This is a genomic window from Paenibacillus xylanexedens, assembly GCF_001908275.1.
In the GTDB taxonomy this organism is placed as follows: Bacteria; Bacillota; Bacilli; order Paenibacillales; family Paenibacillaceae; genus Paenibacillus; species Paenibacillus xylanexedens_A.
Genome location: NZ_CP018620.1, coordinates 6,023,293 through 6,050,287, shown reverse-complemented (window position 1 = coordinate 6,050,287; position 26,995 = coordinate 6,023,293). Strand labels below are relative to the sequence as shown.

Below are 26,995 nucleotides of genomic sequence, written 5' to 3'. Positions count from 1 at the left end.
GGCACCTTGTGCAACCTATTATTGAGATCAACAAATTGAATTTGTATTATGGTCAGTTTCAAGCGCTGAAGGATGTTTCCATTGAAATTCCTGAGCGGGCAATTACTGCGTTTATCGGACCATCGGGTTGTGGCAAATCAACCCTGCTACGTACGCTCAACCGCATGAATGACCGGATACCCGGCACACGGATAGAAGGTACAGTGGCTGTAGGGGGAACCGACATCTACAATGGGGAAGTTCATGTGGAGACCCTTCGCAAGAAGATCGGCATGGTCTTTCAGCAACCGAACCCCTTTCCAAAATCCATCCATGACAATGTGGCATTCGGTCCCAAACAGCACGGTATCCATGGCAAGAAAAAGCTGGATGAGATTGTGGAGCAGAGCCTGCGTTCCGCTGTCTTGTGGGATGAGGTAAAAGACAACCTAAAGCGCTCCGCACTAAGTCTGTCCGGTGGACAACAACAACGTCTCTGCATCGCACGTGCGCTGGCAGTGGAGCCGGATATTCTGCTCATGGATGAGGCAACCGCTTCACTTGATCCTGTGTCTACCTTCAAGATTGAGGAACTGACGCATGAATTGAAGGAGCGTTATACCATCGTGATGGTGACGCATAACATGCAGCAAGCCGCTCGCGTATCCCAGCAGACGGTCTTTTTCCTGAACGGCGAAGTCGTGGAATATTCCGCTACCCAGAGCATGTTCGCCGAGCCAGTCGATGTGCGTACACAGGATTATATTAGTGGTAGATTTGGGTGAGAAGTGAGTTGATCGTGGAAACATGTGAGCCTTCCAGAGATGATCTGAAAGGCTTTCAATGTCCATCGACTGACAGAGTGAGTGAAGTATGAGATATGATCCCTACTGGAATTATAGTAGTAATACTGGAATATGGCCAATCCCTATGCAAAGGGATCACTTTTAATATTCTTTTTTAAAAGGATAATTTATCATACCCAATAGCCTTACTTAATTGTACAATTTTATGCTTGCAAGTAAATTACATAAAGCGTGTGTTTCTTGTTCTTTTAATTCCTTTACATATTTGATTTGTGAGCTTAAATCAAGTCCTGAGATTAAATTTTTAAGAGAAGAGTTTCTCATTACAAGGGACAACCGATATACTTTTTCAAACAGATAATACAAATTTTCATCATTGATAATTTTATGCTCGTATAAATATTGAATCCTCTTTAACATTAACTTTTTATGATCGGAAACTACATGAAGTGCTTTTATCATACTTGCATTAGATGGCCTAGTAATTAACTGTTCTGTTAAAACATCATAAACATTCATTCCGAAGGTATGATCAAAAGCATAACTATCTATTAAACGATAGGTATCAAATGTTTTATTAGAGTGTAGATAATCTTCAATCATTTTTTTAAAATAGGGGACATCAAATATATACTTTTTACTGGAATTTAAAGATAGCAATTGTATAGAATCAAACTCAACATTTTTCTCTGGATATTGACTATGAAAAGCATTTTCAATTTCTTTAAAGCTGGCTGAACGAAAACTATACTTCCCATTCTCGAAAAAATCAGCAATATAAAATATATTTTCTGTTATTGAATAACCATATATAAATAAATCATGGGCATAGTGTTCTGTCGGATTGGAATAAGCTGAAATATAGTAGGTGTCCACACTTAAATAAATATAAAAATTCTTGTCTAGGTTAGTGGTCAAGAAGCTAATAAGATCAATTTTCAATTCAACAAAAGTTTCTTTTTGTAATTCTTGTTTATTTAATAATGGATGGTACTGTCTTGAAAGCGGTTCATAAAAATAAATCCAAAAATTTTGCTTCTCATCGATGGTCGATGCCAATTGAATGTGATTCATTAAAAGCCAATCCTCGAAATAAGGGTGCTGTCCACTAAGCATTGCTATGAAATTTGCATTCCTAGGATAAGATGTGATGATAGGCGTTTCTATATGCAATAATTTATTCATTGTGATCTCCTCTTTTAAAAACCTTGTGTTTTTTAATTGATAATGTAAATAGTGATTAATCAACCAGCCTCAGAAGATTATATGTATAAAACTATACGGAAAAGGATCAAACGCAGTTACAAAAAGTCTTTAAGTAAAATAGTTATTCTAGAATTGGATAACTCTAATGTATAGAAGACGGTTCATGACTGTGTTGGCACAATCCAGATTTTCTGGAGTTAGTTTAAACTCAGTCCGATTAAGATATATTTCAATGATTCAGATTTTATATTCTCCTTTCTCATATTTTATTAATATTGTACCTCAAATCATATTTTTATAGATAGTACTTTTCCGTGGGATTTAGATTGGATTTGGATTGTTGGAATATTCAATAAATATGAGTTGGACGCTCATACTCATCGAACATGATGGATATAAAACTGGATTAAACTTAAGTATATTATCTTTAGTAAATCTGAATAGCTATAAATTAGGTCGAAGTATTGCTATAAAAATTATAAACTTAACTCTAGGAATAATCAGTCCGAATTATAACAACGTTAATATGGTTAGCGCAAAATCATGTGATTTTAAACACAAGTAAAGTATCTTAATCGAAACAAGCGTATCAGAAATTGTGAAAAATTTAAAAGGTAGAAGTGTAAAGAAAGTGGTATTATCCTCTCAAGATAGTCAGTAAAAAAAGGGATGACGTTAGAGTGATCTCAACACTGAGAACCGGAGGTGATTTTTACTATGCCAGCAAAGAAAGGTCAGACTTATAATGGATACAGTGGAGAAACGAAGAGTGGAGGAAAGTTGGGTGTACAGCCGAATTATGGATATTTTTGGTTTTAGAAGGAAAATTCGGTTATCGCATGTGTGCTTAAAAGCCAAAACGAAGAGGGTTTTGAGGATTAGCGGGGACGCTGGAGAAGAAGCATTTTAGCAGTACCTAAGAAGAAAATGCCTATTTGAAAGCACAGGTAGATTATCTAAACAAGCTCAATCCAAACTTGCACGGGGAGGGAAGCTGGGTTTCGAAGCCCGGTGCCAGTCCATTCGAGAAATAAGCACGTGGGCTCCCGTAGTTTGGCTGTGAAGAAGTTACTACAAGCGGAAGAAGAACACTGCCTGTAGAGAGAAGCGAGCAGAACGGGATGCGGATCTTAAAGCACACATTCTAGGGACTCACCGACTCCGCCCGTATTTCGGTCACAAACGTAGCGAATCGCCTTGGGAAAAAGAGGTTTCGTGGTGAATCACAAGAAGGTGAGTCTTTTGATAAGAGAACTTCACATTCGTTCCGTGATTCGAAAAAAGCCTCTGTTTGCTGACCGAAAACGGTCGGTTCTGTTCCACAATATCTTAAACCGGGAATTTTTGGCCAACACTCCTCCTCAGAATCTGGTGACTGACATTACGTATGTACAAATTGGACATGAGTTTGCTTATCTCTGTGTCGTGATGGAGTTGTATAACAATGAGATTATGGCTTGGGAACTTTCCGAACGAAATGACTTAAAACTCGTGACGAATACGTGGAGAAGTTGAAAAGCGGCCAATGCTCCATTCAGATCAGGCATTTCAGTACAACATCCAAACATATGCCAAGCATCTTGAAATGAAAAAGATGATAGGAAGCCATTCTCGCCGTGGAAATTGTTTCGACAACGCTTCTATTAAATCGTTCTTTTCCCGTCTAAAAATGGAAAAGTTGTATTTGGAGAAACTTCAAAATCTGGGGGAAGCACGGAGCAAAATTACGAATTATATTTCGTTTTATACCGAGGAGCATATCCAGAACAAACTCGGCTACGTTTCCCCGATTGAATTCCCGAATAACGTAGCCGCATAATAGAAAACTCTTTTATTATTGTCTACTTCACGGGTCTATGACCAAAGGGGTCATGAGAATAAATTTAATTTGTTTCTGAGTGTAATACACGTGTTCTCCAGCCCAAAACATACTTTCATCTAAATAAATAGATTCTGAGAAAGTCGATTCCTCTTATAAAATATATGCCCTTGTGAAGATACAACTAATATTTGTATCTTCTTATAATTTCAAAATTAAAAATCCATCAGAATTTGTTTAGATCCTATTCGTATAATGATGAAAATTGGCATATGGTTTTGATATATAGAGGCATTTAAACCCAATCTTCGTGAGTGTGCCAAACCTTACAGTGACGCACAGGCGGTAACCGATACATTTCAAGCAATCGATCTGGGCGATCTGAACGCGGTCCATTCCGATCTTACCCTTCCTGTTGAAGGGAAGCATGGAGCAACCATCAGCTGGTCCAGCTCCAAGCCGGAACTAATGAATAACGAGGGCAAGCTACTGACGCTTGAGGTGGAAGCGAATCAGCCGGTCCAAACGGGTTTGAAAGACATCGTGCAATTCAATGTTCCATCGGGAGCCATTGGTTCCAAGGATGCGTTGCAAATATCTGTGGTTGCGAAGGATAAGTTGCAGAATACATCTTCCCTGAATGTACTGGGACAAGCTGTACAGATTAGCCGCAGTGGCGGAAGAACGTTGAATGATCAGGCGGAGTTGAGTATAAATGTGGCTTCGGCAGATTTGCCGAATGGTACCCAACCTGCAATCTACTATTATAATGAAGCTCGCCAGAGCTGGCTATTTATCGGTGGCAAGACGAATGCAGCAGGAAGCATAACAGCCAATGTAAATCATCTGGGTACATTCGTTGTGTCCAGTTACACACGAGTGAATCTATTTACCTGAATGGACACTGGGCTTCTGACTACGCAGATCGCTTGTTGGGCATGAACGTAGTTCAAGGTTGCACAGATGGTACATTCCAACCATCGAAGAAGATCACACGGGCAGAGTTTGTTACGTTGCTCAGTAAGGCGCTGGCATTGAAGTCCGTGGAGTCGGATCTGACATTTGCAGATCAAGGTAGTCTGCCAGACTGGGCAAAAGGTGATATTGCCGCAGCCGTGCAAGCCGGAATCGTGAAAGGCTATGGTGATAACACATTTAAGCCTGATCGGACCATTACCCGTGCCGAGATGGCAGTCATGATGGCGAATGCGCTGAAAGTAAGTTCAGATGCACAAGCCGGAATGTCCGGTAATACCTCCGTTAAACCAAGTTTCACTGATGCATCGCAGACGCCATCTTGGGCACAAGAAGCACTGGATGCAGCGGTGCAGGCCAAGATTGTGAGTGGATATACAGACCATACGGTTCGTGCAGGAAGTGAAACGACTCGAGCGGAAGCTGCGACGATGATCTATAACTTGTTGCTGGCCATGTACGTGTAAGAGGTAACGAAGATAATTAACCGTATATAAAGCAGATATAAAGCAGATAAAAAAACTGATATCCTTTTGGGGTATCAGTTTTTTTGGGATTAAGACTATCTCATCTTGGATGGTATTTGAGAAGTTCCATAGCATTAATTCACGAAACGAAAGGGCAAGTTACTGTGATAGAATGAGTTAGGTTTGGATGATGAAACGGTGGGGGCTAGAAAATGAACAAAACAGAGCGGCAGCTTGCGATTACGCTTGAATTGCAGCGAAGAAAGATGTTACGAGCAGAAGATTTAGCTTCTCAATTTGAGACAAGTGTACGTACGATATATCGAGATATTCAGGCATTAAGTGAGGCTGGTGTTCCGATCATGGGAGCTCCGGGTCATGGGTATTCCCTCATGGAAGGATATTTTCTGCCCCCGGTAAGCTTCACCGCAGAAGAAGCCGTATCCCTGCTCATGGGAGCTGATTTTATCGAACAGAGAATGGATACAGAATACGCGATGGAGGCTAAGTCGGCTCAACGCAAAATTGAAGCGATTTTACCTGAATCCGTTCGTGACGAATCAACACGTGTTCGGGAAACGATGAGACTGCTTCATACGGTTGAACCTTTAACCCGAGCACGGGTGAAAACATACCTTAACCAGATACGTAATGCCATTCTGGATCAGCGTAAAATCAGCTTTATGTATCTGAAAAAAATGCCAGGAACGGATGGAAATCGGTATAACATGCGAGAGGTTTCACCCTATGGCCTCTCACTTGTTCAGGAGAATTGGATGTTAATTGCACGTTGTGATATGCGACAAGACATTCGTCATTTTCGTTTGTCACGGATGACTGAACTTTCCGTGCTGGAGGATCAATTCCTTTTGCCACCGGATTTTGATCTTAACAGTTATCGACCTCCTGACGACCGTAACGAGCAAGTATTAATTAGGGCTAAACCTGAAATCACTGACAAAGTTATGGAGGCCCTGCATTTTTATATGGATGCATTTGAGGAGCAAGAGGAAGGTTTCATTTTTCATTTTCGTGTCCGCTACCCGGAAGAAATATTGCATTATTTACTTGGCTGGGGTGGAGATATCGAGGTCTTGGAGCCGGAGTCTTTACGCTTCCGAATGCAGGAAGTAGCCAAAAACATCTTAAAACACTACTGACATACACCTGTCAGTAGTGTTTTTTTATACTTTGATATATCACAGATCAAGAGGAGTGGGTTGAAGGATGAGAAGTACAACGGAAGTATTGAAATCATTTGAAACGGCAGTAGAACGATATTTGGCAGAACTGAACAAATTGGATATGGGGAGCTTACATAAAAAACAAAGTGAAGAGGAATGGTCCATTGGACAGATGTATGTACATTTGATTCAATCAGCGCTTTTCTTGCATCTGCATAATATTGAGCACTGTTTGAGCAGCGGGGATTCAACATTAAACTCGGGTGAGGAAAAAACAGAACTGGGCAGGCAAGTGTTTGAATTAGGACAATTCCCTCCCGTGCCTGTTAAAGTCCCTGCTTCCCCGCAGTACACCCCGCAACCACCCGAGAGTATAGAGTCCTTGATCGATGGGCTTCACGAGGTAGTGGATCGGATGAGAAGCACGGCATCTGTTTTACACCAAGCGTCCGTAAACAACAAAATACGTCATCCAAGGCTTGGCGTTCTAAGTGCTCAGGAGTGGTTTTTGTTGATAGAGATGCACTACAGACATCATTTTTTGCAATTGGATCGATTGAAATCCAATCTGGAAATGTAAATGAGAGAAGGGAATGGAATGGAATGTATCCATGAAACCAAATCAGGACAGTAGATATTGGATTGGTGTTGTATCTGCTTCTCATGTAAATGTAGCCGTAGAGGGAGGGTTTGCGCAGTTGTGCCATGGCAAGTCAGCGCTGTTGCGACAAATGTCCGCGGGTGATTGGCTGATATACTATTCTCCACGCACAGACATATCAACTGGAAAGCCACTTCAGGCTTTTACTGCTATTGGTCAAATTACCGACGACAGGATATACCAATATCAGATGTCGGAATCCTTTATACCCTTTCGCCGAGATCTGCGTTATCTTCCGTGTCGAGAAGTAAAGATCGCAACGTTGTTAGACCAACTCAGTTTTACACGCGGTAATCGCAATTGGGGGTTTCCATTTCGTAAAGGTCATTTTGAAATTGGGGCTGAAGACTTCATGATGATAGCTTCCTCCATGTTGGAAGAAGAGATACAGCCACTGCTCGGTATTAGCTTAAGCCAGAAATGTTAACCAAAGCAAAAGGCCCATAGATTGTCTATGGACCTTTTAATTTTAAGGATAATCATATCCTCCACCGTTGATATTACATTTGCGAAGACGCTGGATGCCCAAGGATAGACCTTTAATCGCCCCGTATTTCTCAATAGCTTGAATCATATACACAGAACAGCTTGGTTCAAAACGACATTTGTTCCTCACCTCAATGGGGGCAAAACGTTGATAAATTCTAATACTCCATATCAGGATCACTCTAACACGTCGTAGAACTATGAATAACATACTTGCTATGAAAACAATCTGGGCACTCAGCAAAGCATATACTGGAATGAATGGATTCAAGAGATAGAAACATATCATAGAGATGATTAGACCTGCGAATAATGCAAGTGTAACGTTAAGCAAAGACTTCAACCAATCGATTTCTGGAATAACATGAGTTCTTATATAGAAACTGCTTCGAGGATCGTTTTCTTCATGATGTGTATGTAAGAGTCTAATAAGTTCTTCTTCGGATGGCATGTTATTAAATATCAGTTCCTCAGATTCTGAGTTTCTCATGATTGTTGTACTATTATTAAATCTCTCTGTAGAAAATAAGCATATAATGATGCGTTGTAACAGGTTGCTGGAGACAACCGGGCTTCTCAGTGACGGATAGCGACTCCATCGATTGATAGGTCCATCCAGATTGTGCTTTGTGATTAATGATATCCGCAAATAAATTAACAGCAGCCTGAGTATCACCTCGGTTTACTTGAACATTTTTCGGACCTGGAACAACTGTGTACTCTCTCATTTAAATCTTCCTTTCGTATGTTGGAATTATGGCAATAGACATTCCATTATTTTACTATGGGGATGGTAAACTGTCGATTGAAACTTATTAGATGGGATTGGATTAAATGATAGGCCATCTAACAGGATGGTCTTTGTTGCTATTAAGGTTTAAATTCAAGTAGAAAAGTCAATAAAAGCTCTGTAAGCAACGCTGTACAATCCACTGAAAACCAGTACAATTGAACCTATAAGAACATGAGATAAAGAGAGGTATTTCTCCATGACGGATACAAGTGGGAATCGCAAAGTTGACGGCTATCTAAAGAAACTCAAAACGTGGAAGGAAGAGTCCACGAAGCTGAGAGAGATTATTCGGGATTTTGAACTGACAGAGGATATGAAGTGGATGCATCCTTGTTACATGCTGGATGGGAAAAACATCGTTTTAATCCATGGGTTCAAAGAGTACGTAGCCATTCTATTTTTCAAAGGTGCTCTGCTGAAGGATACGCACGGCATTTTGGTCCAGCAAACGGAGAATGTACAGGCAGAGCGCCAGCTTCGCTTCACCAGTCTGGAGCAGATTGTGGAGCAGGAGGCTTGGATTAAAGCCTACATCCAACAAGCGATTGAGGTGGAACAAGCCGGACTGCAAGTGGAAATGAAAAAAACTGCCGAATATAGCGTTCCCGAGGAACTTCAGCAGCAATTCGATGAGAACCCTGCTTTCCGAGATGCATTTGAAGCACTGACACCCGGACGTCAGCGGGCATATCTCTATTATTTCTCACAACCAAAGCAATCCAAGACAAAAGTGTCACGAATAGAGAAGTATATGCAGCCGATCCTGGAGGGCAAAGGATTGAATGATTAAGGTGTTTGCTTAATAAAGGTATCTACCATCCAATCCAAAAATCTACGCTTCTCTTCATAATGTGGGTAGTGAGCCGAGTTTTTATAGGCAATGAATTCCTTTTGGCTTCCTTCAATGTGATCAAAAAACACCTTGGCGGCATGGGATGAAGTCATGAAGTCGTAATCTCCCATAACAAAATATAAGGGGAGGTCCAGCTTCGTAATCAAGGATGGCAAAGGACGGCTGAGGGCTTCACTTATCAGTATTTCTTGAGAATAGATGATCCCTTTATTAAAACGAATGGCATCCAGCATATTATATTCATCGCTGAAGAGTCCAACATAATTTTTCGTAAATAAGCGAATTCTTCTTAGGTGTGAATCTTAACTTGAGATACGTGTTCTACAATACAGTAATTAAAGTGAAAGAGAGATCATTCCTATCAGTTTATTTTTCTAAACATTGTATTAAACGTTCTCGAAATAAAATAATTATCATAATATACAATTTTATGTATAAATGTTTTTATTGAAAATTAAAATTTGTATGATAACCTATATTTAATTTGAAAGTCTTTTAATTCAAATAATTCAAGTTTAGGAGCATTCTATATCACTAATTGTATGCCTTGGCATCATTATTAACTTACAGGATGGCATGGTATAAAACTTTTGCTTCGATCTTTGTTACTGATTTGAGTGACTCTGACAGGATGTTTAAAGATGGCTACTCAGCCACTAATATTACAATTCAAGCTTTTAAACTAAAAGAATATACAATTTAATTCTCCTGAGAAAGAACTAGGTGGGTAATTTGGTTACGCGTATATTATTGAAAATCTTTGACTTTTGTCTGTGTTCCTAATATATCAAGAGTGTCATAGCTAACTTTTTTTGATACCTGTGTGTATAAAAAGCCTATTCTCCATTCTTAGACATGCTCCCCTCATAGTAGACAGTAGAAAAAAACAAAACTTAATCTACACTGAGAGGGAGGAGTGTCAAAACGAAGTCAGGTTTCCCTCGAAGCGAAGTTACGCAATGCGGTGAAGCAGTGCCTTGCGTTGCGTTTGTGTCTAGTTCAAACCAGGAGCCAAGCAATTAGGAGATGTAGTCCGTATAAAATTAGGCAATGAATATGGAAATATAAAGAAGAGAGGGGTTGCGCGGATTTGTGGAATCTAGAGCTTAGCATGTGTACCCCAATGAGCGCTTAACAAGGTACGGTACAAGAAGTATTGCAAGGGTGTTCCTCCATAGAAAAGTCAATCCAGACCTATCTTATTTCAAGTCGAAGCGTTTTATAGAGATGGATTTCTAAGTATAATCAAGAGATAGTATGGAGAAACATCCTTCATGGTAGAGGACGATCTCACATAAAAAGGATGTAAAACCACATTGGAGGAACAAATCAAAATTATAAGATATACCCTCACACGTGAACTTGACTATCAGTAAGCGGCTGAGAAGTATGACATAACTTATTCGCAAGTATGTGCATGGGAGGGGAAATATCAATCGGGTCAAGAAGAGGCTCTCCTAGATCATCGGGGCGTAATAAGTATGTAGAAGACTGAGCGAACATGAACGACTCAAGTTGCTGATCAAGGAACTGTATGCCTAAAATGAATATCTGGAGATGGAGAATAAAGTTGGCAGAGATATGGCGATGAAAATTACCTTAAACCTTGTTCGACATGTAGAAAGGTATCAAGCAATGCAAGAACTACATCGTGAAAAGGTATGATCTGTCTATTACAGATGGTCAGAGTGTGAAAGCTTCTGCGAGGGAACGTGAAGTACGTATACTGACTAAAGAAGTGAACCATCATAGACAAGAGTATGGAAATTTGGGCTATCGTCAAATACGTACCCAATTAAATCGAAAATTGAACAGAAGTACAACAAAAAGCGCTATTGCCGAGTTATGCGTGCTCTGTACAGAAATCAATGTGGCTGAAAATAAAATGAACCTCAACTTCGAACCGTTGCTCCGAATGTCAAATGGTGTACCGATGTGAAAGAGCTGAACTATGGTAACGGGCGTAAAGCGTATTTAATTTTCATTATTGATGAATAGATAACTCAATTGTTTCATGGGTAATCGTTCATTTTCAACAACAATAAACTCGTGATGGATACGTTGAAAAAAGCCTATGCCACATACTAGTAGAAGTATGGATTTACAAAGAGCATTTCTTGTTAAAGCAGCTGTTTGGAAAACCAGCCGATCAAACAATTTTGGGTTACGTACAGGTCAGAAAATTATTAGCTTACGAAGTATGATAGTTATGAAAGTCTGTACATGACAGTCCGTCGTGATATCAGATACTATAACCACTGATGTTATACGGAGTGGGACGATCTGGCTCCGAATGAGTACCGCAGAGCAACGCAAAAGATAACTTAGCACGTTCATTCGAGCTAAGTTATCTAAACGAACCATTTTTTTGTTTTACTGTCTACTTAACGGGGAGCAGCTCACTTACCTATTCGTCTTGAATTAGTACACCGTAAAAAAGCCTGTTGCTATTATGTTATTGTTGTTCGATGTTTTCAGCTGTCATTGCAAGATACCACATTTAATTAATTCTGAAAGTGAGTAAAGAGATATAAATAAATTATAAAATCCATTAGTGTAAAATAATTCAAAAAAAACACTATTATCGGTTGTTTGAATTTTATATATACATTTTTGTTTATCTTTTATATAATAAAATTGTATTTTTTAATGAGATTAAGTAATAAAGTAAAAAGATAGGATTCTAAAAAACTAATCAAGTTTGTAAGTAAAGGGATTACTTATTAAACGTAATTAATTAATCGATGTTTCGGCACGTTAATTAATGATTAGCCTTAAACCAGATTTTCTAGTAGTGCAGTAAACTCAGCATGAATGGGCGAAGCTATGTCTTAATTGAAAGCTAAACAACCCTATTTTTATATATATGAAAAACATTTCATGTTCATCAGCATTGTCTGATGAACATGAAATGTTTTTTTCTTTTTTTGATTAAAAAAAGAAACGGATATTTGTTTTATTTGAATTAGAGCATTTAAGTGTGATTTTTCTTGTTTTCCTTCATATTACTCCTTTGAAGATACTGGGACTCGAACTTGAATGACAAGTTAGCGATTTGGGTATTTGATGAAAGCTAATACCTTTAGGTATAAAGTTTTGTTACGAAGCAGAAATGGCATTTAATTCTTGAGGTTAGGACTGCCAAATAAATGTGTTATATATAATTTTCTATTTCGACATTAATAATTTTGAACTTTGAAATACCTAATCTAGGAATAAATAATTATCAATGATTCGTGAAATTAATGATGATACAGATTGAAAATGAATCCTAAATGCCTCTGATAGTATGACAATAATTCTCAAGAGAGTTCAGAGTGAGTAAAATACTAAGATATATGAAAGAGTGGGAAAAATGGTGGTACACAAACGGAAGTTGGTATTATGTGTTCTAGTGATGCTTATGATTTACAATGTGTTTTTTATTCTTTCGGTGCAAGCAAACCCGCTTGATAAAAAAGAGGGGTTAATTGGTGATTATATAAGAAAACAACAAAAAGCTGCGAAAATACCTGGTATAGCGGTCATTGTCGTACAGGGAAATGAAATTAAGTATCAACACTATTCAGGCTATAGTGATATTGATACTAAAACTCTTGTAACTGGAAATACTTTATTTGAAATGGGCTCAAACACGAAAGCATTCACTGGTCTGGCCATTTTGCAATTGGAGAAACAGAAGCTTATAAAATTGACGGATCCGGTTGAAAAGTATTTGCCTTGGTTTTATATGAATTACAAAGGAAAGAAATTCGAAATAACCATTGACCAACTTCTACATCATACTTCATCAATTCCACCAGAAACGATCGGCGAGATACCTGTTTCAGTTGCAGACAATGCTCTGGAACAGACAGTTAGAATGTTGGTAGGTAAAGAACTGTGGCAGAATAAAAACATGCTACCAGGCGAGTATTTCATGTATTCGACAATAAATTACGATATTCTCGGCTTAATCATTCAACAAGTATCTGGCCTATCCTTTGAGGAATACATGCAGGAAAATATTATTAATTCCCTTGGGCTTGAGAGTACTTATATGAAGCATGACGACGCCGTAAGAAATGGACTTGCAACGGGCTATAAGCTTGGTTTCTTTAAACAGCATGCCTACAACGCTCCGAGATTTCGTGGAAACGTACCCGCTGGTTATTTGAATTCATCACCTGCTGATATTGCCAAATGGATGCATATACAGCTTGGATCCGTTGAGCCGATAGAATTTGACCCGGAATTAATAAAAAAGTCACATCAAATTGATGGAAGCGTCGCTCCTGATTCTGACGGCTCTTCTTACGCTAGTGGTTGGTCGGTTTATCAATCAGGAGGCGGGGAAATTTCGCATGGAGGGACAAATCCTAACTTCTCATCATTCATCGTTATGCGTAAGGATGAAAAGTTGGGAGTAGCTGTCATGGGGAATTTAAATTCCGATTATACTGCAGAAATTGCCAATGGGGTTATGTCTATAATGAGAGGACGGACTCCTGTTGAACCCCTTCCAGATACATACAGTAAACTGGATAAAATTTCCTCAGTGTTGTTAGTGATAATTGGTCTTGTTATCCTGATTGTAATTTATCTTATCATACGTTGTCTTAAGGAAGTCATCAATGGCGATCGTTGTTGGACAGGCATTGACCGCTGGCAAATAGTAAAAATAAGCGGGGCTATATTTTTTTTGTTTGCTTTCTTAAGTGGGTTATATTATTTGCCTAAAGTACTGTTATTCAAACTTCCGTGGAGTGCATTAAATATATGGGCACCATTTACACTAGTTCCTGCGATAGGCGCTGCAGCTACCTTTGGTGTGGTGTATGCTATCTACCATATTCTGATGTTGCTTTTCCAAAAAAAAGGGGGTAAACCCTATATCACCTTACTTATGCTTGGCATGATAAGTGGTTTCGGAAACGCTTATATTATTTTTGTCATTAACCAAACGTTTGGTAAAGATGACAACTTAACTAGCGGACTTCTTTTTTATTTTGCACTCGGTATTTTAATGTATGTATATGGACAACGTTACATTAGTACTAGACTAGTGGCATTGACCAATAATTTAGTCTATGAAAAACGTTCTGAATTGATAACTAGGATTTTAAAAACACCATACGAAAAGTTGGAGAAAATAGAGTCTGGACGGCTATATACTGTGCTAAACAATGACACAGAAAACGTAAGTCGTTCTGTTAATGTTGTCGTTTCAGGTGTGATTTCCTCTATAACGCTTATATGTTGTTTTATTTACCTTGCCCTGCTTAATATTTATGCATTGATACTATCCATGATTGTTATATTAGTTGTTGTAGGATTATATTTTTGGCTGGGAAGTAAGGCAGAAAAGCTTTGGGACGAAACACGTGAGATCCAAACAGTTTTTTTTAGATTAGTCAGCGACATGCTTCACGGATTTAAGGAACTACGACTTAGTAGGGCGAAAAATCAAGAATTTAAAGAACATCTAAATGAAAGTTCAAATATTTATCGTATTAAAAGGACTGAAGGTGATATCCGATTCGCAAATGTAAATGTAGTGGGAGAACTTTTATTTACAGTTGTTATTGGAACTGTGGCATTTTTTTTCCCAATCATCTTCCCAAATTTGCTAACAAAAACTGTGCAGACTTACGTTTTTGTATTTCTTTATATAACTGGCCCGGTAAACGGCATATTAAATGCATATCCTATGTTATTGCAAATTCGCATATCATTGAGGCGTATTCAAGACCTATCCGCAGAAATTTCCCAGATCCAGGATAGTTCGAGCGAATTATTAAACTTGCAGATAGCTTCGGATATGAAGATAGAGCTCTTAATGCAAAACACTGGCTATAGCTATGGAGGGGAGGAAAGTGGTCAATTTGTAGTTGGACCATTCAATCTTAAATTCCAATCGGGAACAGTTACTTTCATAACTGGTGGAAATGGCAGTGGTAAAACGACATTGGCTAAATTAATAACAGGTTTGTACAAACCGACATACGGAGATATCTATATTAATGGAAAAATAGTAGCTCCCGAGCATATGGGTGAGTATTTTTCGGCAATTTTCAGTGATTATTATTTATTTGAACGTTTGTATGGAATTAATTGTTCTCAGAAAGAGGAGCGGATTGCTACACTTCTTCATGGCTTACAACTTGAGGATAAAGTGACGATTCGTAATGGCCATTTTTCAACAACATCTCTTTCCACTGGGCAAAAGAAAAGATTGGCACTTTTACTTGCTTATTTGGAAGACAAGCCAATTTGTTTGTTTGACGAATGGGCAGCTGATCAGGATCCTGAGTTTCGTCGACATTTCTACTATGAGTTGTTGCCTGAATTTAAATCTATGGGGAAATGCATAATTGTTATATCCCATGATGATAGGTACTTTCACTGTGCAGACTTTTTAATTCAACTGGAGAGAGGCAGACTGGTGAACTGAGTTTTAGAGAGTGTAAATTTCTTCAGAAAATAATGGATGCATCTATTTCGTTTATAGATCCTGAAAATGAGCTTCTGCTGAGAGCTCCAATTTTTAATTCTCTAAAAAAGTCAAGGATTTTCTAAGGAAACAATTAGCACTAAACACTAGAATGATATTTAACCCCAAAAGCCATAGATGGGGTCGTAAATTCATAACCTAACTTTTGAGTAGACTACATGTTCGGCTTGACAACTCGTCAAATATAAAAGTATTGGAGAGATAACAAGATGATTGAAATGAAAATAAAAAATATTATTATTGAAATACTAGATCTTCCTGATAATACTTTATTAACAAATGATCTAGTTGGTATTGGATTAAATTCAATCAGTTTTATTCGCCTTATTGTTAGTATAGAAGAAAGTTTTGGAATTGAAGTTCCAAACGAATTTCTTAGTATGGAGAATTTTTCGACCATTAGTGAGTTAGTTGTTTTTGTGGAAAAGGAAATAATAGGGGAGAGTATTAGAGAGTAATATTTTTTGTCAGAACAACTATCAATAAACTTTAACAGTAGATTGGGGGAATAAATATGGTAGTAGAACAAAAAAAAGTTCCTTTAAGTCATCCTCAAAAGAGGATTTGGTATATCGAGAAAATATATCCAAATCATTCGTTACATAATATTGGTGGTATCGTGTGGATTAAAGGATGGGTAGATGTTGCAATCCTTGAAAAAGCTATAAATATATTTATAGAGAAACATTCAGGGTTAAGAGTTAAGATTACAGAAAATGAAGACAAAGTCTTTCAAGAGTTTGAGGCATATAAGCAAATTCCACTGACAATGCTGGACTTCTCTAATTACGATCTTTCAGAAAATAAAGTTAAGGAATGGGCAACTTCACAATTTACGAAGCCGTTCAAACTTCTTGACCAGCAATTATATGAATTTATTATTGTAAAGACTTCTGATGAGAGATTTGGTTATTTTGTAAAAATTCATCATATTGTATGTGACGGATGGAGTATCCAAATTATGACCGAAGAGATTAATCAGATTTATAATAAACTGATCCACGAAGAGAATGTTGAGATCCAGAATAATAACGGTTACGAGGATTTTATTATTAAGGAACAAAGATATGTATCCTCTAAACGATTTGAAAAAAATAAACTCTTCTGGATGAACAAGTTTAAAACGTTGCCTGATAATTATTTAGAAGCAAAAACAACTGAGCTATGTGGCACAAGAAAAAGTTTCTGGATTGATCGATCACTTACAAACAAAATAAAGAGTTACTTGCAAACAAATACCTCTTCTATAAATACATTTTTTTTGTCAATGATATTAATTTACCAACACAAATTAACACAAAAAAGTGATCTTATCATTGGGACGCCATTATTAAACAGATCGGGAGCAATAGAAAAGAAGATAATTGGTATGTTTACAAGTACATTAGCATTTCGCACTTCAATGGAAGGCAGTGAACTGATCACCAGTTTTATAAAGCGAGTGAATAAGGAGTTGAAGGAGTGTTATTATCACCAAAGATATCCTTATGATTTGTTAATTCAAGAACTGGAACTTAGGAAAAGAGGATACGATCAACTTTTACAGATAAGCGTAAATTATTACAACACTAAACTGAACAACTATTGGAATGACTTCTCGATGGAATATGAGGAACTGTATTGTGGCGAACAACTTAATTCTTTACAATTCATTATTAAAGAATGGGATAGTACAGGTCGATTAGAGATTGTTATTGATTATTTAACTGGCGATTATACTGATGAAGACATTGAAAATATGTTCCAACGGTTAATTTTATTGATTGAGCAAGTGCTAAATCCATTCGATGTCTCAACTATCGGTGATTTGAGGATTACTTCGAAACAAGAGCGCTATCTACTTACACAAAAATGGAATTCTACTGAAGTAGAATATTTAGGTGATAAACTTGTTTATTCGCTAATAGAGGAGCGAGCAATTTCTACGCCTAATAAGATCGCAGCTATATGTGGAAATGAGCAAATGACGTATGCGTCTATGATTGATTATGTCAATATGTTGGCTGCCAAACTCCAAAATGAAGGGGTCAGAAAAGGGAATATTGTAGCATTGCTAATCACACATTCTTTTGAAACTCTTATATCTATTTTAGCTGTTATGAAAGTTGGAGCGACTTATTTACCTTTGGATTTAGCTTATCCAGCAAAGCGAATCAAGTACATTTTGGAGGATAGCCAAGTTTCCTTAGTTCTAACTAATGTAGATTTTCCGTGTGGAATTAAGTTTGACGGGAAAATCATGTTTGTGAACAGGTTAACTCTTGAACGAGTAGATTCGTCTCCTAACCTGGAGCCCATCTATATTTCGTTAGAAGACCCTGTATATATTATTTACACTTCTGGTTCCACTGGTAATCCAAAAGGGGTAGTAATAAATCATCGGGGCTTACTTAACTATACTTTGTGGGCCGGAAAAACTTATTACACAAAGGAGAATGACGTCTCTGCATTATACTCTTCTCTAGCTTTCGATTTGACGATTACTGCTATTTTTCCGCCGCTCATTAACGGGCAATCTATCTTAATATATCCAGCCAGCGAAGATGAGTTTATTATTCGTAAGATCCTTGCTGATAACATCGTTACGGTTCTTAAATTAACACCTGCTCATTTGTCTATGATCAGAACACGTGAGAACACAGAGTCTTCGGTACGTACTCTTGTGGTGGGTGGAGAGGATCTTAAGGCGGCAATAGCAATGGAAATCTACAATAGCTTCGGTAGGAGAGTAACATTAATAAATGAATACGGCCCCACAGAAACTGTTGTAGGATGTATTACTCACCAATTTGATCCGGAGGTGGATCATCAAGGTTCAGTTCCTATCGGTCGCCCAATTGCAAATACGCAGGTTTATTTACTGGACGATAATATGCAACTGGTTCCGAGAGGACAAGTAGGAGAACTATATATAGCTGGCGATGGGGTGGCCATAGGTTATTTAGGCCAGTCCGAGATGACGGAAAATCGATTTGTGTTCAATCGTTTTTCTGTAAACAAAGGTATGATGTATAAGACAGATGATCTGGTATTCTGGCGTCCTGACGGGAAGTTGGAGTACGTAGGACGTAAAGACTCACAAATTAAGTTGAACGGATACCGAATTGAGATGGGGGAAATTGAGAATCAGCTTTTGAGAGTGGATGGAGTTAGCGAAGCAGTCGTGATTGCTTGCTGTGATGAGAATAACAAGTCTGCTTTAGCGGCGTATCTTGTTTACCAACGGGAGGATTTGACTTCATTTGAAGTGCGAGAAGCCCTTCTGGAAATAATGCCTGCCTTTATGATTCCGCAATACTTAGTTTTTATGAATGCGCTCCCAGTAACAGTGAATGGCAAAATCGACCGTGGAGCACTACCACTTCCACAGACAGCCGTAAACAACAGACTTCCAATGTCCAATGATGCATTAGATAAGCGTAAAAAAATTGTTTTAAAAGTTATGAGTGAGGTTTTACAATCAGAGGGAATTTCATTAAGAGATAATTTTTACTCGTTAGGTGGAGATTCAATAAAAGCAATTCAGGTAAAAACGCTTCTTAACATAGAAGGCTTTCAGCTTCAGGTTAGTGATGTTTTATCGTTTCCAGTCATCGGCGAGCTTGTATATGCACTGAAAGAAGAAAATAGTAAGAGGGCTATTAGAGAACCTTCTAAGGGATATGTGAAGTTGACGCCTATTATTGATTATTTTATCAAGAGTAACTTTCAAAATCCTCATTATTACAATCAATCGATTTTGTTAAATTTGAAAATTACTTTCTCATTCGAGCATATTCTAAATGCATTTAAACAGCTTATTCAGCTGCACGATACACTTTTACTCAGGTTTGATAAATCGAACTCCAAGTTACGTTATTTTTCTAATTTTTCTGATCAGCCGGAGCTACTTGAGGTCATCTCACTTGACAACTGTGCACCATATGATATCGAAAGAGTCGTTCTTGAACAATCGCTTATATGTAAACAGAGTTTGCATATAGAGAGAGGTCCTTTGTTCAAAGGTGTTTTATTTCAAAGACACATCGGCGAAGATTTGCTCTTATTGACGGCTCATCATTTGATTGTAGACGCTGTATCATGGCGCATTCTATTGGAAGATTTGGATCATCTCATTAAATCCTCAGCGGGTGTTCAGAAGGCTCCAACTTTGCTTACTTCGGACTCTTATCGAAATTGGTCTGAAGCACTCTCAGGATATCATGATGAAATTGAACATGAAACTATTTACTGGTCTAACATGCTGCAAGACCAACAAGCTCCTTTGAATTTTGATCTCAGATGTGAAACCCTTAAAGTAGGCGATACCGAAACTATCCATGCTGAATTAGATGTAGAAGTTACAAAAGAACTATTCACGAGTGCGAATCGAGCGTATAATACTCGACCAAACGAGATACTGGTAGCAGCATTAGCAGTTACCTGCCATGCTATGAGCGGAAAGCGTAGTTTTGTCATAGAGATGGAGTCACATGGCCGAGAGGCGGTTTTTCCGGATTTAGATATATCACGTACTGTGGGCTGGTTCACATCTATGTATCCGCTTCGTTTAGTCGTGCCTGAAGCTGATCTCGGAAAACAAATCAAAAGTATTAAGGAAGATCTCCGTAGTGTGCCCAATCATGGTATTGGTTACGGAGCATTAGTACTTGCTAACAAACTGCCGACTTTTACCGAAAAAACGATCCGGTTTAACTACTTGGGAGAGATAGACGATCGTATGGAGAAAACAAATTTCGAGTTGTCGACCTTGAACACAGGCAAGGATCAGGCTGAAGAAAACGAATTTGATGCAATGCTGGAAATTATAGTATTAGTAAAAAATAAGCAGTTATGCGTTGCTGTCACGTTCAGCAGAAAAGTTTTTTATATTGAAAGTGTGGAACGATTTGTACGTGAATATATTATAAACCTTCAACAAATGGTTAATCATTGTCTTGGAATGGAAGAGCCACAGTTTTCCCCCTCAGACTTTGACTTGGTAAGTTTGACTCAAGGGGATTTAGATCAACTTTTTACTTAAGAAATCTTTAGTATTTTAAAAGTGCACACTTCTTAGTGGAGTGAAAAATCAACTGAATGCATTAATTCAAAGAAAAAACGAGAGGATTTGATAATATCAGATTTTATACCGGTGTTATACAGGGAGCATGAACTCTTTAAGAAACAGAGATATTATATTTTTTTGTTAGGTATGCTAGTTATTGAAGAGTTTTTACAATATATTAACTCATATTAAATATTCTATATATTATCAAAGTGCAAATTACAGCTTAAAGAAGTAAAAGCATCAAAAAGAGTAATAAAGCTTGGGATATTTATTACTAACTGTTAAGAGTTTCTTATCCTTTAGTCGGGTGAGCCATATGATTTATTCCTAATATTGTCCTTTTTAATAAAGAATCCATGCAACTGTTCATTCAGGTAAAAGGATAGTATGTTCAAAATCTAAAAGGAAGATGTGATAAGGTAAATAATCCGCCCTAATTATAGCGCTTTGTAAGATAAGGGAGATGAGAAATTTGAAGCGTTCACGATTATATTGTTTTCCTCATGCCGGTGGATCCTCAGCGGCTTATTATAGTTGGAAGAATCATATCCACCAATCGATTGATATCTTTTCGTTAGATTATCCTAGTCATGGGCAGCAATCAAATCTTCCCTTATGCGTGACGATGAAAGAACTTGTTGATTATTTATATGGAGTGATTGCTCCAACGCTGGATTCAATTGATAACTTTTCTTTTTTTGGATATAGCTTTGGGGGAACAGTTGCATATGAAGTAGCACATCGATTGATGGAAGCAGGTTACGCTACTCCAGAATATTTGTTTATGGCAGCTGTGGGTAGTCCAGCAGCCATCAATAAGAACAGATATATTCACTTATTACCAGATCAGCAATTCCGTGAGTATATTACAAGCCTAGGGGGTACCTCAAAAGAGGTTTTTGAAAATGCTGAGTGGTCTAAGATATATACACCTATTTTACGTAATGATTTGAAAATTCATGAACTTTACAAGTTTAATCCGTATAGAAGACCCCTGCCTTGCAGTCTTACAGTTTTCTTTGGAAATAAAGATCCGCTGGTGTCTGGGGCAATTGAAGAGAGCAATTGGAGTAAACTTGTTTCCAAGGGTGTAGACATTCATTCATTTCCAGGAGGCCATTTTTTTATTCAATCGAATTTAGAGTCATTGATTATGCAAGTTACTAATAAATTGGTAGGTGAGGATTTATGAGAAGAATAGGTGTAGTTGGAGCAGGGGTCATGGGAGTGGGGGTGACGCAGAATTTGGTGCAGTCGGGCTTTGAGGTCGTTCTCGTCGACACCACCGAATTAATTCTTGAGAAAGCAAGACGGAAAATAATACAGGATATCCGCTTTCAAACTTTTTTCAGAAAAGAAGAAGCGAGTGTTCCCACAGTACCAGTTGAAGACCTTATACAACGTATTACTTTTACTACAAGATACGAGTTACTGGCAAATACTGATTATGTTATCGAAAATGTTGTCGAAAACTGGGAAGTGAAAAGTGGTGTTTATCGTGAATTGGATCGTGTATGTGCTCCAGACTGTATAATAGCGGCTAACACTTCTGCTATTTCCATTACTCGTCTCGCTTCGCAGACAACCAGACCTTCTCAAATTATAGGGATCCATTTTATGAATCCGGTGCCTCTGAAAGAGATGGTTGAGGTTATTCCAGGTTACCATACCTCCGATACGACTCTCGATATGACTGAAATTTTGCTCAGAGCAATGGGCAAAGATTGGATCATCGTAAAAGACTTACCGGGTTTTGTCTCTAACCGCGTTCTAATGCTCACTATCAATGAGGCAGTCTTCTTGCTACAAGACGAAGTGGCATCTGTAGATGAGGTCGATAAAATATTCAAAAGTTGTTTTGGACATAAGATGGGACCACTTGAGACAGCTGATTTAATCGGGTTGGATACAATCCTCTTTTCCATAAAAGTACTTTACGAGAGTTACAACGATAGCAAATACAGGCCAGCTCCACTCTTGAAGAAAATGGTTGATGCCGGATTGTATGGAAGAAAAAGCGGACAAGGATTTTACTCTTATTAATGTCCCAACGATATATTAAAAGTAGAGGAGATAAAAACATGAATGAAATCAAATTAAAAGTTAGAAATTTTCTGACGCGATTCGTTGGACCAAACGAATTGAAAGATACAGATAACATATTTGAACTTAACATTGTCAATTCGTTATTTGCAATGCAATTGGTACACTTTCTGGAATCGGAGTATAAAATTATTTTTACTAATCAGGAGCTAGATATCTCCAATTTCCAGTCGCTTGAGGCAATCGCGAACATTGTTTTTTCTAAATTAACAACAAAGAATACAAATAATTAATTTATTTTGATAAGTCATTTTATGAGGAGAATCTATGAAACCTAAGCAGATAAAATGTTTAGTATGGGATTTGGATAACACCTTATGGCAAGGGATTCTTGCAGAAGATACTTCCGTATACCTGATTAAGAAAGCTGTAGACCTAATCAAAGACTTGGATCAAAGAGGTGTCCTGATATCTATAGCGAGTAAAAATGATGAAGATTTAGCCATGCGTAAACTGAAAGAATTTGGCCTTAGTGACTACTTCATTTATCCACAAATTCATTGGGGCAGTAAATCAGAATCTATCCGTATCATTGCCAGTGAATTGAATATTAACTTGGATGCTATCGCTTTTATTGATGATCAAGATTATGAGCTAGAGGAGGTACGTTATGCATTGCCGGAAGTCATGTGTATTCACGCAAATCAGGTTGGTACAATCTCGAATTTATCAGCATTTAATCCAAAGTATATAACTGAAGATTCTAAAAACCGTCGTTTGATGTATATGAATGATAGAAAACGACGCGAGTTTGAAGAGGAAATGAATGGCCCACAAGAACAGTTTTTGTCATCCTTAAATATGAAATTGACAATTGGTCCACTTAATAACGAAGATTTGAAACGGGCAGAAGAGCTGACGATACGCACTAATCAGTTAAATTCAACTGGAAATACGTATGACTTTGAAGAACTCCAAGATATGATTAATTCAAAAAAATTTATTCCGTTGATTATCGGTTTAAGTGACAGATTTGGCGATTACGGGAAAATAGGGCTTGTCGTGATTGAGGTGAAGGAAGGAAAATGGATAATTCGATTAATGCTGATGTCTTGTCGTGTGATGTCTAGGGGCATCGGTTCTATAATTATTCGAATTTTGATTCAAGAAGCACAACTTCGCCAAGTTAATCTGCTAGCCGACTTTGTTGATACAGGGCGTAATCGTATGATGTATGTAACATATAAATTTGCAGGCTTTAGTGAGAAGAATTATGTGGATGATATCCTAATCTTGGAACACAATAATGTAACTAATATTACTCTTCCAGATTACATCCAAATTGATTGCCAGCAGATAGGGGGGGAACATGAAGGGGCCTAAATATATAAGAAGCATAAACGACATAAATCAATTGAGCACTGAGATTAAACAAAGTCTAAATCCTGTAACGGACAAATTTGTTTTTAGAATAAACGAATATTATATGAATTTAATCGACTGGAATGATCCAAATGACCCAATCCGCAAAATAGTAATTCCATCCGAAGACGAACTTCAAGAATACGGACGTTGGGATTCTTCCGATGAAGAATTGAATTACGTTGCACCAGGGTGCCAACATAAATATGCTACTACTGCATTGCTTATTGTATCTGAAGTATGCGGTGCATACTGTCGGTATTGTTTTAGAAAGCGCCTGTTCCGGAATGACGTTAAGGAAGCAATGTTAGACGTCAAACACGGGATCGATTATATCCGACAACATCCTGAGATTAATAATGTGCTCTTAACCGGTGGAGATGCATTTTCATTGTCTACTTCAAAACTGGTGCGGATTATTCAGGAGCTTAGAACGATAGAGCATGTAAAAATCATTCGCATTGGTTCCAAGTTTCCAGCATTTAATCCGATGAGAATTTATGAAGATGATGTACTTCTTAATGCGCTAGCACAATACTCACAGATGGAAAAAAGAATTTATGTGATGTGCCATTTTAACCACCCAAGAGAACTTACACATGAAGCCAAAAGATGTACAGACTCACTTCTTAAAGCTGGAGTTGTGCTGGTGAATCAAACTCCAATTTTAAAAGGAATAAATAACGATCCATCAGTCTTAAAAGATCTACTTGATCAGTTGTCTTGGGCAGGAATAACGCCTTATTACTTTTTTGTCAATCGTCCTGTTGCTGGTAACAAAAGTTTTGTATGCAGTTTGCGTGAAGTATACGAACTGGTCGAAGCGGCTAAGAGAGAGACTTCAGGTTTAGGAAAGCGCGTTCGTTTGTGTATGAGCCACTCTTCCGGAAAGATCGAAATTTTGGCTATAAAAGATAAAAAAGCGTACTTAAAATATCATCAGTCTCGTGAGAGTAGGTATGGGGAACTCATGATTCTCGAATGTCCCGATGATGCTTCATGGTTTGATGATTTACCAGGAAGCAAAGACTATTGGTCTCAACCTTAGGCAACATACAGGGGGCTAGAAGATTGAAGAAAATCGCTGTTTTATTTCCGGGACAGGGTGCGCAGTACATTGGGATGGGACGAACCTTCTATGAAGCGTATCCATTTGTAAAAGATTTATATGACGAGGCAAGTGATGAACTAGGAGTCGATCTGGCGAAGTTATGTTTTGAAGGACCTATAAGTGAATTAAATCAATTGGATTTTATGTTACCTTCGATATTTGTAGCGAGTGTTGCTTCTTTTCAAGTGTGGCGATCAGAACTAGGGCTGGAACCTGATTTTTTAGCTGGTCACAGTCTTGGGGAGTTCTCCGCATTAACATGTAGCGGCGCCGTATCATTTGCTGATAGTCTCAGGATCGTGAGAAACAGAAGTCAATGGGCTATTGAGCAAAATTTAATAAAAAAAGGTGCAATGACAATAGTAGAAAATATTGATTCTGCTACGGTTGAAGCAATCTGTAAACAGAAGAGTACTACGCACGAAGATGTAAGCATAGCGTGTTATAACGGTTTGAAGCAGTTCGCTATTTCGGGGCAAAATGAGGCAGTTTTACGTGTCGAGAATAGTATAAAATCTAATGGTGGGGTGATTACCCCCTTGTACATGGGTGTAGCCATGCATTGTTCCCTAATGAACGAGGCGGCAGACTCTTTACGTGAGCTATTGGCTCGGACGAGATTTACCTCTCCTCGATGGCCTGTGATTTCCAATGTACATGCGAGTCCTTATACGACTGTCGATAACATAAAAAATATTCTTTGTGAGCATATGGTTCAACCTGTCAGATGGAATGAAACAATTGAATATATTATTGCACAGGGAGAAGTTTTGTTCGTAGATTTAGGACCAAAAAGCATATTAAAAGCTTTAATCAAAAAACAGTGGAAGGGCATTGAAGTTTATGCTTATAACGAGAAAGAGGAGCAGACAATTCTCAAGTCCTTGGCTTCTGAATATCGAAAACTTCCTATAAAGAGCGAGTGTTCGGATTCTGCCAGTCGAAATTTTCTGGAAATATGTGTAAAGGAATCTCTATGTACTAAAAATAGAAACGAAGATGTTCAGAGTTACAACGAATGTATTATTGAGCCTCTGCACAAGTTAAAGCAGTTGTTAAGCTGCATACAAAATGGAGAAGGTAAACATAGCGGCAATGAGGCTTTAAAGCTTGTTTTGCAGATTTGGTCCTATAAGAAAGTTCCCGTTATGGAACAGGTGTTTAGACTACAAGCTATGAAAAAAAGCCTTCCAGAACATAATGAATTATTCAACAAAATCATACTAAATATATCCAATAACCAACTAGAGGAGAGATTTAATAATGTTTAGACTTATGCATAAATCAAAAATTCATAGAGCGACGGTGACCGAAGCTTGTTTGCATTACGTTGGTTCGATTACTATCGATGAAGAACTAATGGAACAAGCTAATATTGTTGAAAATGAAAAAGTACTCGTCGTAAACATTAATAATGGTTTAAGATTTGAAACATATACAATTTCTGGTCCAAGGGGATCCGGTGTTATTTGTATCAACGGAGCAGCTGCAAGGATGGCCCAAGTTGATGATAAAGTCATTGTGATTTCATTTGGCATTTACAATGATAGTGAATTGGACAACTTCATGCCAAAAGTGGTTATAGTGGATGATCAGAATAAAGCTATTGTTGATGCTGTTGCCAGATAATATTATATTATTGTTTTT

The 26,995-nt window shown here is 37.9% G+C and carries 22 protein-coding genes and 1 pseudogene; 19 read left to right on the top strand and 4 right to left on the bottom strand.

The features are described 5' to 3' along the window. Nucleotides 1–8 precede the first annotated feature (8 nt). A complete protein-coding gene (gene pstB / locus BS614_RS26315; protein WP_074096116.1) occupies nt 9–764 on the top strand; it encodes a phosphate ABC transporter ATP-binding protein PstB in 756 nt (251 codons plus the stop codon). Between the two features lie 210 nt (nt 765–974). Here the strand turns inward: pstB and BS614_RS26310 are convergent, their stop codons facing one another. Then, entirely contained in the window at nt 975–1,970 is a 996-nt protein-coding gene (locus tag BS614_RS26310; RefSeq protein ID WP_074096115.1) for a DUF3986 family protein, read from the bottom strand. A gap of 1,263 nt (nt 1,971–3,233) precedes the next feature. Here BS614_RS26310 and BS614_RS32655 point away from each other — a divergent pair. The 8 genes and pseudogenes from BS614_RS32655 to BS614_RS26275 all read left to right on the top strand — a co-directional run bounded on the left by BS614_RS32655 (nt 3,234) and on the right by BS614_RS26275 (nt 7,524). Next, nucleotides 3,234–3,506, top strand: a complete 273-nt coding sequence (locus BS614_RS32655) for a DDE-type integrase/transposase/recombinase (RefSeq protein WP_210436952.1) — start codon at nt 3,234–3,236, stop codon at nt 3,504–3,506. Nucleotides 3,507–3,516: 10 nt separating this feature from the next. After that, the gene (locus BS614_RS32650) at nt 3,517–3,810 is read left to right on the top strand and encodes an IS3 family transposase (RefSeq protein WP_210436951.1); all 294 of its coding nucleotides are present in this window, start codon (nt 3,517–3,519) and stop codon (nt 3,808–3,810) included. A gap of 285 nt (nt 3,811–4,095) precedes the next feature. Beyond that, nucleotides 4,096–4,239, top strand: a pseudogene (locus BS614_RS32645) (hypothetical protein); the annotation flags it as partial. A gap of 39 nt (nt 4,240–4,278) precedes the next feature. Beyond that, complete coding sequence (locus BS614_RS26295; protein ID WP_074096114.1) at nt 4,279–4,707, top strand: hypothetical protein; 429 nt, start codon at nt 4,279–4,281, stop codon at nt 4,705–4,707. Between the two features lie 41 nt (nt 4,708–4,748). Further along, the gene (locus tag BS614_RS26290; RefSeq protein WP_157116209.1) at nt 4,749–5,252 is read left to right on the top strand and encodes an S-layer homology domain-containing protein; all 504 of its coding nucleotides are present in this window, start codon (nt 4,749–4,751) and stop codon (nt 5,250–5,252) included. Nucleotides 5,253–5,464: 212 nt separating this feature from the next. Next, the gene (locus tag BS614_RS26285; protein WP_074096112.1) at nt 5,465–6,412 is read left to right on the top strand and encodes a helix-turn-helix transcriptional regulator; all 948 of its coding nucleotides are present in this window, start codon (nt 5,465–5,467) and stop codon (nt 6,410–6,412) included. 67 nt (nt 6,413–6,479) lie between these two features. Continuing rightward, complete coding sequence (locus BS614_RS26280) at nt 6,480–7,016, top strand: DinB family protein (RefSeq protein ID WP_074096111.1); 537 nt, start codon at nt 6,480–6,482, stop codon at nt 7,014–7,016. Nucleotides 7,017–7,029: 13 nt separating this feature from the next. After that, nucleotides 7,030–7,524, top strand: a complete 495-nt coding sequence (locus tag BS614_RS26275) for an EVE domain-containing protein (RefSeq protein ID WP_244898204.1) — start codon at nt 7,030–7,032, stop codon at nt 7,522–7,524. 42 nt (nt 7,525–7,566) lie between these two features. Here BS614_RS26275 and yidD read toward each other — a convergent pair whose 3' ends face one another. Both yidD and BS614_RS26265 read right to left on the bottom strand, forming a co-directional pair. Beyond that, nucleotides 7,567–7,794, bottom strand: coding sequence for a membrane protein insertion efficiency factor YidD (gene yidD, locus BS614_RS26270; protein WP_074096999.1), 228 nt, complete (start codon nt 7,792–7,794; stop codon nt 7,567–7,569). Between the two features lie 295 nt (nt 7,795–8,089). Next, nucleotides 8,090–8,311: a hypothetical protein gene (locus BS614_RS26265; RefSeq protein WP_036617217.1), complete on the bottom strand. Its 222-nt coding sequence runs from the start codon at nt 8,309–8,311 to the stop codon at nt 8,090–8,092. A gap of 261 nt (nt 8,312–8,572) precedes the next feature. On the opposite strand from BS614_RS26265, the gene BS614_RS26260 reads away from it, so the two are divergent. Further along, the gene (locus tag BS614_RS26260; protein ID WP_074096110.1) at nt 8,573–9,166 is read left to right on the top strand and encodes a YdeI/OmpD-associated family protein; all 594 of its coding nucleotides are present in this window, start codon (nt 8,573–8,575) and stop codon (nt 9,164–9,166) included. On the opposite strand, the gene BS614_RS26255 is transcribed toward BS614_RS26260, so the two are convergent. Further along, complete coding sequence (locus BS614_RS26255) at nt 9,163–9,462, bottom strand: alpha/beta fold hydrolase (RefSeq protein ID WP_074096109.1); 300 nt, start codon at nt 9,460–9,462, stop codon at nt 9,163–9,165. The two genes, BS614_RS26260 and BS614_RS26255, sit on opposite strands and share 4 nt — an antisense overlap. 3,122 nt (nt 9,463–12,584) lie before the next feature. On the opposite strand from BS614_RS26255, the gene BS614_RS26250 reads away from it, so the two are divergent. From BS614_RS26250 to panD, 9 genes are all read left to right on the top strand, one after another. Further along, on the top strand, nt 12,585–15,662 hold the full coding sequence (locus tag BS614_RS26250) for a cyclic peptide export ABC transporter (protein WP_074096108.1): 3,078 nt from the start codon (nt 12,585–12,587) through the stop codon (nt 15,660–15,662). Nucleotides 15,663–15,931: 269 nt separating this feature from the next. Next, nucleotides 15,932–16,180, top strand: coding sequence for an acyl carrier protein (locus BS614_RS26245; RefSeq protein WP_074096107.1), 249 nt, complete (start codon nt 15,932–15,934; stop codon nt 16,178–16,180). 56 nt (nt 16,181–16,236) lie between these two features. Beyond that, nucleotides 16,237–20,745 carry a non-ribosomal peptide synthetase gene (locus tag BS614_RS26240; RefSeq protein ID WP_074096106.1) on the top strand — a complete coding sequence of 1,503 codons (4,509 nt, stop codon included), beginning with the start codon at nt 16,237–16,239 and terminating at the stop codon, nt 20,743–20,745. Nucleotides 20,746–21,244: 499 nt separating this feature from the next. After that, nucleotides 21,245–21,964: a thioesterase II family protein gene (locus BS614_RS26235; RefSeq protein ID WP_074096105.1), complete on the top strand. Its 720-nt coding sequence runs from the start codon at nt 21,245–21,247 to the stop codon at nt 21,962–21,964. Continuing rightward, nucleotides 21,961–22,815, top strand: coding sequence for a 3-hydroxyacyl-CoA dehydrogenase family protein (locus BS614_RS26230; RefSeq protein WP_074096104.1), 855 nt, complete (start codon nt 21,961–21,963; stop codon nt 22,813–22,815). Before BS614_RS26235 ends, BS614_RS26230 begins: the two co-directional genes overlap by 4 nt. Before the next feature lie 327 nt (nt 22,816–23,142). Beyond that, nucleotides 23,143–24,198 carry an HAD-IIIC family phosphatase gene (locus tag BS614_RS26220; RefSeq protein WP_074096102.1) on the top strand — a complete coding sequence of 352 codons (1,056 nt, stop codon included), beginning with the start codon at nt 23,143–23,145 and terminating at the stop codon, nt 24,196–24,198. After that, nucleotides 24,185–25,285, top strand: a complete 1,101-nt coding sequence (locus BS614_RS26215; protein WP_074096101.1) for a KamA family radical SAM protein — start codon at nt 24,185–24,187, stop codon at nt 25,283–25,285. The genes BS614_RS26220 and BS614_RS26215 overlap by 14 nt, the downstream gene beginning before the upstream one ends. A 23-nt stretch (nt 25,286–25,308) precedes the next feature. Beyond that, complete coding sequence (gene fabD, locus BS614_RS26210) at nt 25,309–26,619, top strand: ACP S-malonyltransferase (RefSeq protein ID WP_074096100.1); 1,311 nt, start codon at nt 25,309–25,311, stop codon at nt 26,617–26,619. Beyond that, the gene (panD, locus tag BS614_RS26205) at nt 26,612–26,977 is read left to right on the top strand and encodes an aspartate 1-decarboxylase (RefSeq protein WP_074096099.1); all 366 of its coding nucleotides are present in this window, start codon (nt 26,612–26,614) and stop codon (nt 26,975–26,977) included. Before fabD ends, panD begins: the two co-directional genes overlap by 8 nt. Nucleotides 26,978–26,995 lie beyond the last annotated feature (18 nt).

Coding starts and splice junctions, on each gene's coding strand:
- BS614_RS26220 (WP_074096102.1), top strand. CDS start 23,143: ATGAAACCTAAGCAGATAAAATGTTTAGTATGGGATTTGGATAACACC.
- BS614_RS26265 (WP_036617217.1), bottom strand. CDS start 8,311: ATGAGAGAGTACACAGTTGTTCCAGGTCCGAAAAATGTTCAAGTAAAC.
- BS614_RS26240 (WP_074096106.1), top strand. CDS start 16,237: ATGGTAGTAGAACAAAAAAAAGTTCCTTTAAGTCATCCTCAAAAGAGG.
- BS614_RS26275 (WP_244898204.1), top strand. CDS start 7,030: ATGGAATGGAATGTATCCATGAAACCAAATCAGGACAGTAGATATTGG.
- BS614_RS26230 (WP_074096104.1), top strand. CDS start 21,961: ATGAGAAGAATAGGTGTAGTTGGAGCAGGGGTCATGGGAGTGGGGGTG.
- yidD (WP_074096999.1), bottom strand. CDS start 7,794: ATGTTATTCATAGTTCTACGACGTGTTAGAGTGATCCTGATATGGAGT.
- BS614_RS26295 (WP_074096114.1), top strand. CDS start 4,279: ATGAATAACGAGGGCAAGCTACTGACGCTTGAGGTGGAAGCGAATCAG.
- panD (WP_074096099.1), top strand. CDS start 26,612: ATGTTTAGACTTATGCATAAATCAAAAATTCATAGAGCGACGGTGACC.
- BS614_RS26260 (WP_074096110.1), top strand. CDS start 8,573: ATGACGGATACAAGTGGGAATCGCAAAGTTGACGGCTATCTAAAGAAA.
- BS614_RS26250 (WP_074096108.1), top strand. CDS start 12,585: ATGGTGGTACACAAACGGAAGTTGGTATTATGTGTTCTAGTGATGCTT.
- BS614_RS26215 (WP_074096101.1), top strand. CDS start 24,185: ATGAAGGGGCCTAAATATATAAGAAGCATAAACGACATAAATCAATTG.
- BS614_RS26255 (WP_074096109.1), bottom strand. CDS start 9,462: ATGCTGGATGCCATTCGTTTTAATAAAGGGATCATCTATTCTCAAGAA.
- BS614_RS26285 (WP_074096112.1), top strand. CDS start 5,465: ATGAACAAAACAGAGCGGCAGCTTGCGATTACGCTTGAATTGCAGCGA.
- BS614_RS26310 (WP_074096115.1), bottom strand. CDS start 1,970: ATGAATAAATTATTGCATATAGAAACGCCTATCATCACATCTTATCCT.
- BS614_RS26280 (WP_074096111.1), top strand. CDS start 6,480: ATGAGAAGTACAACGGAAGTATTGAAATCATTTGAAACGGCAGTAGAA.
- BS614_RS26290 (WP_157116209.1), top strand. CDS start 4,749: ATGAACGTAGTTCAAGGTTGCACAGATGGTACATTCCAACCATCGAAG.
- BS614_RS32650 (WP_210436951.1), top strand. CDS start 3,517: ATGCTCCATTCAGATCAGGCATTTCAGTACAACATCCAAACATATGCC.
- BS614_RS26245 (WP_074096107.1), top strand. CDS start 15,932: ATGATTGAAATGAAAATAAAAAATATTATTATTGAAATACTAGATCTT.